The organism is uncultured Nisaea sp. (assembly GCF_963974195.1).
Taxonomy (GTDB): domain Bacteria; phylum Pseudomonadota; class Alphaproteobacteria; order Thalassobaculales; family Thalassobaculaceae; genus Nisaea.
In genome coordinates, this window is the sequence record NZ_CAXBDC010000137.1 from 1 (window position 1) to 9,452 (window position 9,452).

Here is a 9,452-nt window from a genome sequence, read left to right on the forward strand (position 1 = left end):
TGTATTTCACCATGCTGAACAGCAACAAGCGCAGCGTCACGCTCAACACCAAGACCGACAAGGGCAAGGAGATCCTGACCCGCCTCATCGAAGAGTGCGACGTCATGGTCGAGAATTTCGCGCCGGGCGCACTGGACCGCATGGGCTTCACCTGGGAGCGCATCCAGGAGATCAATCCGAAGATCGTCTATGCCAGCATCAAGGGCTTCGGTCCCGGCGCATATGAAGACTGCAAGGTCTACGAGAATGTCGCCCAGTGCACAGGCGGTTCCGCCTCCACCACGGGATTCGATGATGGTCCGCCAATCGTGACCGGCTCCCAGATCGGCGATAGCGGCACAGGCCTGCATCTGGCGCTCGGCATTGTCACCGCGCTCTATCACCGGACCCATTCCGGCAAGGGCCAGCGGGTCGAATGCGCCATGCAGGATGGTGTTCTCAATCTTTGTCGCGTGAAATTGCGCGATCAGCAGCGCCTGGAAAACGGCCCGCTGAAGGAATATCCGCAATATCCGAATGGCGAGTTTGGCGAAGCCGTGCCGCGTGCCGGTAATGCGTCGGGCGGCGGTCAGCCGGGCTGGGCCGTGCAGACCAAGGGCGGCGGTCCGAACGACTATATCTACGTCATCATCCAGCCGCCGGGCTGGGCGCCTTTGATGAAGACCATCGGCCGCGAGGAGCTGATCGAGGATCCGGAATGGGCCACGCCGGAAGTGCGCCTGCCGAAACTCGACAAGTGCTTTGCCATGATTGAGGAATGGACGAAGACCAAGTCCAAGTTCGAAGTCATGGAAATCCTGAACGCGCTGAACGTGCCGTGCGGCCCGATCCTCAGCATGAAGGAGTTGGCCGAGGATAAATCCCTGCGTGCGACAGGCACCGTGGTTGAGGTGCCGCACCCGCAACGGGGCACCTATCTGACGGTCGGCAGCCCGATCAAATTGTCGGCGTCTCCGGCAAAGGTGGAACGGTCGCCGCTTCTGGGCGAACATACCGACGAGATCCTGACGGCAGTGCTTGGCATGTCGGCCGATGACGTGGCTGCGGCCAAGGCGGAAGGCGCCGTCTAGACCGGTTCAGCCGAAACGTAATCGAGAACGGCGCCGGCTTGTTGAAGTCGGCGCCGTTTTCATAAGAGAGATAAAAAAACGGGGGTAGGGGCATGAAAGTTTGTATTTACGGAGCGGGTGCGATCGGGGGCTATATCGGCGCGGAACTCGCTCAGGTGGAGGGCGTCGAGGTTTCGCTGATCGCGCGCGGCGCGCATCTGGCGGCGATCCGGGAAAACGGACTGAAACTCCTGATCGGCGAGGACGAACGCGTGGCCAAGGTCACCGCGACCGATAATCCGTCGGATCTCGGCCCGCAGGATTACGTGATTGTCGCGCTCAAGACGCATCAGGCCTGGGAAGTGGCGGACCAGATGGTGCCGTTGCTCGGCCCGGACACCGCTGTCGTGACCTGCCAGAACGGTGTGCCCTGGTGGTATTTCCACGGCGTGAACAGCGCTTATCAGAATTTACGGCTGAACTCGGTCGATCCGGATGACCGGCAATGGGATCTGATTGGCCCGCAGCGGGCGATCGGTTGTGTCGTTTATCCGGCGACCGAGATCTCCGCACCTGGTGTCGTCAAGCATACCTATGGCAACAAGTTCGCGCTGGGTGAGCCGGACGGCAGCATGTCCGAACGGGCGACGCGGCTCAGTGCCGCACTGCAGGAGGCGGGCTTCAAGGCGCCTGTTCTGCCGAACATCCGGGATGAAATCTGGCTGAAACTCTGGGGAAATCTCTGCTTCAACCCGATCAGCGCCCTGACCCGCGCGACGCTCGACGTGGTGGCGACCGATCCCGGCACCCGTGCGCTTTCCCGGGCCATGATGGAAGAGGCGCAGCGTATCGGTGCCCGTCTCGGGGTGCATTTCCGGGTCGATGTGGAACGCCGGATCAACGGTGCCGCCAAGGTCGGCGCGCACCGGACCTCGATGCTGCAGGATCTGGAGAAAGGCCGGCAGCTTGAGATCGATGCATTGCTGACGGCGGTGCAGGAAATGGGGCGGCTGGTCGATTTGCAGACTCCGCATATCGACTCCGTGCTGGCTCTGGTGCAACAACTGGGGCGGACGCAGGGGCTCTATCCGGTCTTCCCGGAAGATTCCGGCAGCCCCGAATCCCTTGTTGTTGACTAAACCGGAGTAATTTTCAGATGACGGACGCAACGCTTCCGGCGGACATGAATGTGGTCGAGATCAGCGAACCCGGCGCACCGGAGGTTCTGGTGCCGGGCAAGCGCCCGGTGCCGGAAGCAGCACCGGGAGAGGTGTTGATCAAGGTGGCCTATGCCGGCGTGAACGGGCCGGACCTGGTGCAGCGCCGGGGCCATTACCCGCCGCCGAAAGGCGCGTCGGACCTGCTCGGTCTGGAAATTTCCGGCAAGGTCGTCGCGGTTGGCGACGGTGTTGGCAAATGGTCGGTCGGGGACATGGTTTGTGCCCTGACCAATGGCGGCGGCTACGCGGAATATTGCGCGGTCGATGCCCGGCACTGCCTGCCGATGCCGCACGGTTTCAACCAGCTCGAAGCGGCATCCGTACCTGAGACCTTCTTCACCATCTGGTCCAACGTCTTCATGGGCGCGAAACTTTCGCGCGGCGAAGTCTTTCTGGTGCATGGCGGTGCCGGCGGTCTCGGTACCACCTCGATCCAGTTGGCGAAGGCTATTGGTGCGACTGTGGTTGCCGTCGACAGCCCGGCGGAGCGCTGCAAGGTTTGCAGTGATCTCGGTGCCGACCTCACCGTGGATTTCCGCGAGCAGGATTTTGTCGAGATCATTCGCGGCGCGTACAAGGGCGCGGACGTTATCCTCGATATCATCGGTGGCGAGAATATCGCGAAGAATATCAAAGCATCCAAACCGGACGGGCGGATCGTCCAGCTCGCCTTCAACAAGGGCTCCAAGGTTGAGGTCGACCTGATGCCGGTGATGCTGAAGCGGCTGACCTATACCGGCTCCACGCTGCGCTCCCGCACACCGGAGAACAAGGCGGAAATCCGTGACAGCCTCGCGCTCAATGTCTGGCCGATGTTCGAGCAGGGCAAGCTGAAGCCAGTGGTGAGCAAGACCTTCCCGCTCGCTGAAGCCGCTGCTGCCCATACCTTCATGGAAAGCGCCGGACATAGCGGCAAGATCATGCTGGAGGTGTGCGGGGATATTTGACGCCTTGCGGCCTTAATCTTTTGACTTCATTCGCCCACGTTCTTGCCTCAGGTTACGGTGAGAATCCCGATGGATGCGAATGAGGTATGGCATGAAGCCCAGAATCAGCATGGTCGCTTTGGCTGTTAAAGATCTCGCGGTCTCGCGAGAGTTTTACGAGAAGGGCCTCGGCTTCCCGAGGCTCGACTCCCCTCCGAGTGTTGCCTTCTTCAATCTGAACGGAACCTGGCTCGGCCTTTCCGAACGAGAAGATTTGGCAGCGGATGCGGGTGTTTCCTCCGAAGGCAGCGGCTATCGCGGCGTGAGCCTTGCGCACAACGTCGCTTCACCGGAAGAGGTGGACGCGACAATGGATGCAGTCGTCTCGGCGGGGGCAGCGCTCGTCAAATCACCGCAAAAGGCGCATTGGGGTGGATATCACGGCTATTTCAGCGATCCTGACGGCCACCTCTGGGAGATTGCCTATAATCCGTTTGCCTGGGTTGGTCCGAAGGACGAGGACTGACAGCAGCGCCGGAGCACACCAATGCCGGATAGCGATCTGGAGAAATTCAGCGAGGCACAAGAGCCTGTTTATACGCAGGCTCTTGCCGAACTGAAAGCGGGCCGGAAGACCTCTCACTGGATCTGGTACATCCTGCCCCAGCATGTGGAGCTCGGCCGCTCCCGGCGGGCGATCCATTACGGCATCACCGATCTCGATCAGGCCCGGCGTTATCTGCGCGACCCGATGCTCGGTCCCAGATTGCGGGCTTGCGTCGAGGTCGTGCTGCGGCACAGCGACAAAACAGTCTTCGAGATTTTCGGCTCGCCCGACGACATAAAATTCCAGTCCTGTCTCACGCTGTTCGAGGCGGCGACGGAGACTGAGGAAGACAGCGCACTCTTCAGCCGTGCACTTGACCTTTTTTATGACGGCGCGCGGGATGAGCGCACGCTGTCTCTGCTCCGTGCGGATCTATAGGACTGCCAGAACCGGCAACATCAGCAGCAGGCCAATAATTCCGAGGGCCAGCGCCGGGCGCATAAGCTGGTTCTCTTGCCCTGCCAGCCCTGAGACGGATGCCGCGAGAACGATCCGGCCGGGGGAGGCGAGGGTGATGTTGGCGCCGGCGGCATTCTGCGCCGCCGCGACCACGATGGGATCAAGTGCCAGCCGCCCCGCGACCGTACTCTGGAAGGCCATGAACAGTGCGTTTGACCCGGCATTGCTGGCCGTCAGGAACCCGCCCAGGCCGCCCACGGCGGGAACCGCGAAAAGATAGGCGGCGCCGGCACCGGCGGCGACGGTTTCCGCCAGACGGTCTGTCATCCCCGCATGCAGCATCACATGTCCGAAACAGATGAACCCGGCGACCGAGAGGCTGGCGATGCTCCATTGCTTCAGGGCCTGCGGCACTAGCTGCCGGATCTCGGGTGCGGGAATGCGCAGGCAGAGGATGCCGGTAAGAGCCGCCAGCAGCATCCAGAAGCCCGGATGGTGGATGATGGACAGGGCGAAGTCGTAGGCGGGCACGTCGATACGCAACAGGGAGCTTGTGAAGGCGCCAACAGCCGGAACGAGCCGTGTCAGGCTCAATGTCGCCATCAGCACGAAAAGCGGCAGCGCGGCGGCGAGGAGGCCGTTCCCGTCCGTCCGTGCCTTCGACCGGATGCGGGCCAGCACAAGTCCGACAAGTGTCACCGCAAGACCCGCGATGCAGCCGGCGAGTTCGACGCTGATCCAGGCGCTTGAGACCCAGAGCATTGCCGCGAGCAGGGCGCTGTAGGCAATGGCGGAGAGAATGTTCGAAATATTGCTCAGGCTTTCCCCGGCGAAGCGGAGGGTGGCGAAGGCGCAGAGCAGGATGAAAGGCAGACTGAGCCAGACCGCCGTCATTGCCGTCTCACCGGCGGGGAGTCCCGAAAGATCGGCGCCGAGCACGGTGCCAATGGCAAGCGCCCCCCAGGGCACGGCGCATTGCCCGAGCAAGGCGATCAGGGCGGCGCGGGCGGGCGGGTAGCCGAGTGCGATCAGCAGCGGCACGGTGACGATGATGCCGACGCCAAACCCGGTCGCGGATTCGAAGAAAACGGAGACGCCAAGCACCAGGACCAGCACACGTTGTGCCGGGTTCGGAATCGCATCGGCTGCAGCCTTGCCGAGCCGCTCCAGCGCGCCGCCCGCGCGCAGCACCCAATAGAGGGTCACACCGCCGAGCAGCACATAGGCGACAGTCGCCGTGGTCAACAGCCCGTCGATCACGGCATCCGCGATGCCATCGGACTGCAGGGAGAAATCCGAAACCGTGGCCGCGATTATGATGGAGAGAACAAGCCCGAGCCCTCCCGCCCGCATGGCGGACTGGCGGGCGACAAGGATGGCAAGGGTCGCAAGGATGAGCGGCGCGGCGGCTGTCACGGTAAGCATATGGGCGTTTCCGGTATTTCATTTGATCGTGGCCCGTTCTGATGCGGGCCGGAACGGGATCATAACCGCAAGATCGGTCGGGCAGCGAGGCCGAAGCGGTGGCATTCTGTTGGCATGAGAAAGCAGACCGAAACGTCTTATGCCGATCGTATTGGCCGGGTCCTCGACCGGATCGCCGCGCAGGCGGACGCGCCATTACAGCTTGGCGAACTGGCGGAGGTGGCGGCCTTCTCCGCCTATCACTTCCACCGGGTGTTTCGTGCCGTGACGGGAGAGACGGTGCAGGAAGTCGTGCGCCGGGTACGGATGTCCCGCGCGGCCCATGCCCTGCGCATTGAACGGGAAACCGTGACGGAAGTCGCGCTCGCGGCCGGGTATGGCAGCCCGGAAGGCTTTACCCGGGCGTTCAGGCAATGTTTCGGCCTGCCTCCAAGCAGCTATCGGACGGCAAAGGCACCGCCGCCCTACAGGCCTCTGAATACCCGTATTCATTATCGTCCGGAGACGGGAAGCATCCGTCTGATCGCGGACAGGAAGGAGCATGGCATGCAGGTCGAAATCAAGGATGTGAGGCCTGCCCCGATCATCGCCTGGCGTCATGTCGGGCCGTATTACGAGGTCGGGTCGAGCTTCGGAGCGCTGCATGGCTGGCTCGGAAAGCATGCACTCTATCCGCATGTCACGGGCAGTTTCGGGCTGTCCTATGATGATCCGGCGAGCGTTCCCGAGGCCGATCTGCGCTATGACGCCTGCGTCTCGTTCCGTGAAGGCGCGTCTATACCAGCCGAGACTTTGCCGGAGAATGCCCGCGTCGATACGCTTCCGGCGGGCCGTTATGCCTGCACCTTGCTGGAAGGCTCCTACATGGGGATGGAGGATTGCTTCCACCGCCTGCTCGGCCTTTGGCTGCCGGAAAGCGGGGAGAGCCTGGACGAGCGCCCCTGCCTCGAATGGTATCTGAACGACCCGGCCGAGGTGGCGGAAGCCGAGTTGCGCACGCTGATTTGCATTCCGCTGAAAGGCTGAGAGCGATGGAGAAACTGTTCCGTGCCGTCGATGAGCCGCAGCCAGACGCATTCATCCGGCAATCTGTCGAAGTGGGGCGTGCTTTCGTGGCGGACTGGTACGCGAAAGCGGAGCGTATTCCCGATCCGGAGGAATGCCGTCGCCGTGTTAGCGAACACATGCCGGAAATGCTGGATTTGTTCGATCGCATGGCGGGATTTGCGGGCGACAATCCCGCCATGATCGCCGCCCTTGCCGGAATCGACCCTCCGCCACTGATCCCCGCTGGCTGCACCGTTCGCGCCTTCACCCAGCCCCGGCCGACCATGCTCCGCAATTACGATTTCCATCCGGATGCGACCTCGGCGGTGATCTTGCGAACGGAATGGTCAGGGCGTCATGTGCTCGGCATGTCCGAAGGCGTGAGCGGCCTGCTTGACGGGGTGAATGATGCCGGAGTCGCCGCCGCTCTGACCTTTGGCGGGCGGCATGTCTATGGCTCCGGGTTCGGTATTGTGCAGATCATCCGGTATCTGCTGCAGGTGGCGTCAGATGCGAAGGACGCGGCGGACGTATTACGCTGGATGCCCTGTGCATGGTCTCACAATGTGCTTGTGCAAGACAGATCCGGGAAAGCAATCCGTGCCGAGCTTGCGCCGGATCGAGAACCGCTCGTTATTGACGGGAACGTCGTGGCTAACCATCAGGCGGAGGTAGAGCCGCGACCGGATTCCGCACGGCGGCTCGGTGTGGCCTGTGCATTGGTGGAGGATGCGGAAGCTGCGCGTGCGGTGTTCGTAGAGGGGGATCTTCGCAAGGAGGATTTCGACGAATGGCTCGGGACGCTGTACACGGCTGAGTATGTGCCGGGTGAGAGTGCGGTGACGTTCCATTGGCGGAACGGAAGCTGGGTACAGTCCCTCACGCGTTTCGAGCCGGGCGAACGGCGGGTGGTTTATCCAGTTTAATGATTTGTTTTCATTAAATAAAAAACCGTCATCCCGCACTTGATGCGGGACCCAGGGAACGAGGGGCCGAACCTTGCGATCATCTGGGTCCCGGCTCTCCGGCCGGGATGACGATTGTATATGTGATGATCTGACTACTCAGTCAGCCAGAATGCCTTCAACCAGCTTTTGTACGGAGAGTGCATCGGCGGCGGATGGCATGGTATGGGCTGTGCCATCCATCCAGCGGGCGACATTGTCGATCTGCCGGGGTACGGAAACCGAGCGCGGGTCTGCCGGAAGTTCCATCGCCAGCTCCCACGGGCCGCCGCTGGTCTGTTCCAGAATATAGAACCCGCTGAGGCGCATGCTCTTCTTCGTGCCGTAGAAGGTGCCCTCGATCCGGTCCGGGCCGACACCGCCGACGGCGGCGCTGTAGCTCACCGGAACGCCGTTGCAGTCCAGCATGGCATGGACATGGGTCTCGCAGAGTTTCGGGTCGGCCTGATAGGTCGGCTTGCTCCATTGCAGCTTGGCCCGGCCGAGGAAACGCTCGGTCACATAGAGATAGTGCGAGGTGACTTCGCGGGTGTAGCCGCCCTGGTCGCGGAAGCGCAGCCAGTCGGCATCCGCCTGCCAGTCGCGCGGCCATTGGGAGAAATGCATCACCAGCTCGGCGCTGAGGATGTCGCCCATGGAGCCGTCTTTGATCGCGGCTTCGATGATCTCCACACCCTCGAGGGAGGCCTGGGAGAAATTGACGATGTTCGGTGTCTTGGTCTCTTCCAGACGCCGGACCATCTCCTCGCTCTCCGGCACGGAGATGCCGAGCGGCTTCTCGCAATAGACCGGCTTGCCGGCATCCATGGCGAGATCGGCATAATGCTTGTGGAAGGCTGGCGGGCTGGCGATATAGACAAGATCGGCTTCCGGTGCCGCGATCATGGCTTCGGCGCTGTCCCAGATCTTCACGTTCGGGAATTCGGCCCTGGCGGTGGCGACGGACTCGGCGCTCGGATCCCAGGCCCCCATGACCGTGAAGCGGTCATGCGGGATCATGTACTGGATCATGCGCCGGCCCATGATGCCGAGGCCGATGACGACGATGTTGTAGCTCTTGCTCATTAGTCTTCTGGGCTTTCTGTTCTTCGGTAAGCGCTCTTAGTAGCCGATGGCCATGCCATCCTTGCGCGGGTCGGAGCCTGCCTGAAGCACGCCGGTTTCCGGATCGCGCCAGACGCACTGGCTGCCGCCGGTCGCCTTGTCCAGCCGCTCAAGCGTGTGGCCCTTGGTTTCCAGAGCCGTGTAGGTCTCCGGCGCGAACGTGCTCTCGACCTGCAGGACGCCTTCGGTGGCGAAGCTGCGCGGGGCATCCATGGCTTCCTGGATGTCGTGGCCGAGATCGACCACGTTGGAAATGAAGTTGGCCTGACCCGTCGACTGGTACTGGCCGCCCATGACGCCGAACGGGGCCACGGCAGTGCCGTTCTTGTAGACGAAACCCGGAATGATGGTGTGCATCGGGCGTTTGCGCGGCTCGATGCAGTTCGGGTGGCCTTCCTTCAGGTGGAAGCTGTTGCCGCGGCTGTGCAGCATGACGCCGGATTTCGGTGCCATGATGGTGCTGCCGAAGCCGGAGAACAGCGAATTGATGAAGGAAATCGCGTTACCCTGCTCGTCGATGCAGGAGAGATAGATCGTGTCCCGGTGCAGCGGGAAATCGCTGTCCTCGAAATTACCGGCCTTGTCCATGTCGACCATGGCCCGCATCTGGGCGGTATGTTCCTCGCCGAGCATCCATTCGACCGGCACGTCGGAAAATTTCTGGTCGGCGACATAGCGGTCGCGCTGATGGTAGCCGATCTTGGTGGCTT

The 9,452-nt window shown here is 62.1% G+C and carries 10 protein-coding genes; 7 read left to right on the forward strand and 3 right to left on the reverse strand.

From position 1 onward, the window contains the following. The 5 genes from frc to AAC126_RS20260 all read left to right on the forward strand — a co-directional run. A partial coding sequence (gene frc, locus AAC126_RS20240; protein ID WP_339856917.1) for a formyl-CoA transferase occupies positions 1-1,070 on the forward strand: 1,070 nt, incomplete at its 5' end. A gap of 92 nt (positions 1,071-1,162) precedes the next feature. Continuing rightward, entirely contained in the window at positions 1,163-2,188 is a 1,026-nt protein-coding gene (locus AAC126_RS20245; protein WP_339856920.1) for a 2-dehydropantoate 2-reductase, read from the forward strand. A 17-nt stretch (positions 2,189-2,205) separates the two neighbouring features. Further along, positions 2,206-3,216, forward strand: a complete 1,011-nt coding sequence (locus AAC126_RS20250) for an NAD(P)H-quinone oxidoreductase (RefSeq protein ID WP_339856923.1) — start codon at positions 2,206-2,208, stop codon at positions 3,214-3,216. Positions 3,217-3,307: 91 nt separating this feature from the next. Next, positions 3,308-3,721 carry a VOC family protein gene (locus tag AAC126_RS20255; protein ID WP_339856925.1) on the forward strand — a complete coding sequence of 138 codons (414 nt, stop codon included), beginning with the start codon at positions 3,308-3,310 and terminating at the stop codon, positions 3,719-3,721. A 21-nt stretch (positions 3,722-3,742) separates the two neighbouring features. Continuing rightward, positions 3,743-4,180: a DUF1810 domain-containing protein gene (locus AAC126_RS20260; RefSeq protein ID WP_339856928.1), complete on the forward strand. Its 438-nt coding sequence runs from the start codon at positions 3,743-3,745 to the stop codon at positions 4,178-4,180. Here AAC126_RS20260 and AAC126_RS20265 read toward each other — a convergent pair. Continuing rightward, complete coding sequence (locus AAC126_RS20265) at positions 4,175-5,626, reverse strand: L-lactate permease (protein ID WP_339856930.1); 1,452 nt, start codon at positions 5,624-5,626, stop codon at positions 4,175-4,177. The two genes, AAC126_RS20260 and AAC126_RS20265, sit on opposite strands and share 6 nt — an antisense overlap. Before the next feature lie 114 nt (positions 5,627-5,740). Between AAC126_RS20265 and AAC126_RS20270 the strand changes: the two genes are divergently transcribed. Further along, complete coding sequence (locus AAC126_RS20270) at positions 5,741-6,652, forward strand: GyrI-like domain-containing protein (protein WP_339856933.1); 912 nt, start codon at positions 5,741-5,743, stop codon at positions 6,650-6,652. Positions 6,653-6,657: 5 nt separating this feature from the next. Further along, positions 6,658-7,599, forward strand: a complete 942-nt coding sequence (locus AAC126_RS20275) for a C45 family peptidase (RefSeq protein WP_339856935.1) — start codon at positions 6,658-6,660, stop codon at positions 7,597-7,599. A gap of 138 nt (positions 7,600-7,737) precedes the next feature. Here the strand turns inward: AAC126_RS20275 and AAC126_RS20280 are convergent, their stop codons facing one another. Further along, on the reverse strand, positions 7,738-8,703 hold the full coding sequence (locus AAC126_RS20280; protein WP_339856938.1) for a Gfo/Idh/MocA family oxidoreductase: 966 nt from the start codon (positions 8,701-8,703) through the stop codon (positions 7,738-7,740). Between the two features lie 36 nt (positions 8,704-8,739). After that, positions 8,740-9,452 (reverse strand): gamma-glutamyltransferase (locus tag AAC126_RS20285; RefSeq protein ID WP_339856941.1); only part of this gene is annotated, 713 nt, incomplete at its 5' end.

What these genes read in the sequence shown, in the direction of transcription:
- AAC126_RS20245 (WP_339856920.1), top strand. Translation starts at nt 1,163, where the DNA reads ATGAAAGTTTGTATTTACGGAGCGGGTGCGATCGGGGGCTATATCGGC.
- AAC126_RS20250 (WP_339856923.1), top strand. Translation starts at nt 2,206, where the DNA reads ATGACGGACGCAACGCTTCCGGCGGACATGAATGTGGTCGAGATCAGC.
- AAC126_RS20255 (WP_339856925.1), top strand. Translation starts at nt 3,308, where the DNA reads ATGAAGCCCAGAATCAGCATGGTCGCTTTGGCTGTTAAAGATCTCGCG.
- AAC126_RS20260 (WP_339856928.1), top strand. Translation starts at nt 3,743, where the DNA reads ATGCCGGATAGCGATCTGGAGAAATTCAGCGAGGCACAAGAGCCTGTT.
- AAC126_RS20265 (WP_339856930.1), bottom strand. Translation starts at nt 5,626, where the DNA reads ATGCTTACCGTGACAGCCGCCGCGCCGCTCATCCTTGCGACCCTTGCC.
- AAC126_RS20270 (WP_339856933.1), top strand. Translation starts at nt 5,741, where the DNA reads ATGAGAAAGCAGACCGAAACGTCTTATGCCGATCGTATTGGCCGGGTC.
- AAC126_RS20275 (WP_339856935.1), top strand. Translation starts at nt 6,658, where the DNA reads ATGGAGAAACTGTTCCGTGCCGTCGATGAGCCGCAGCCAGACGCATTC.
- AAC126_RS20280 (WP_339856938.1), bottom strand. Translation starts at nt 8,703, where the DNA reads ATGAGCAAGAGCTACAACATCGTCGTCATCGGCCTCGGCATCATGGGC.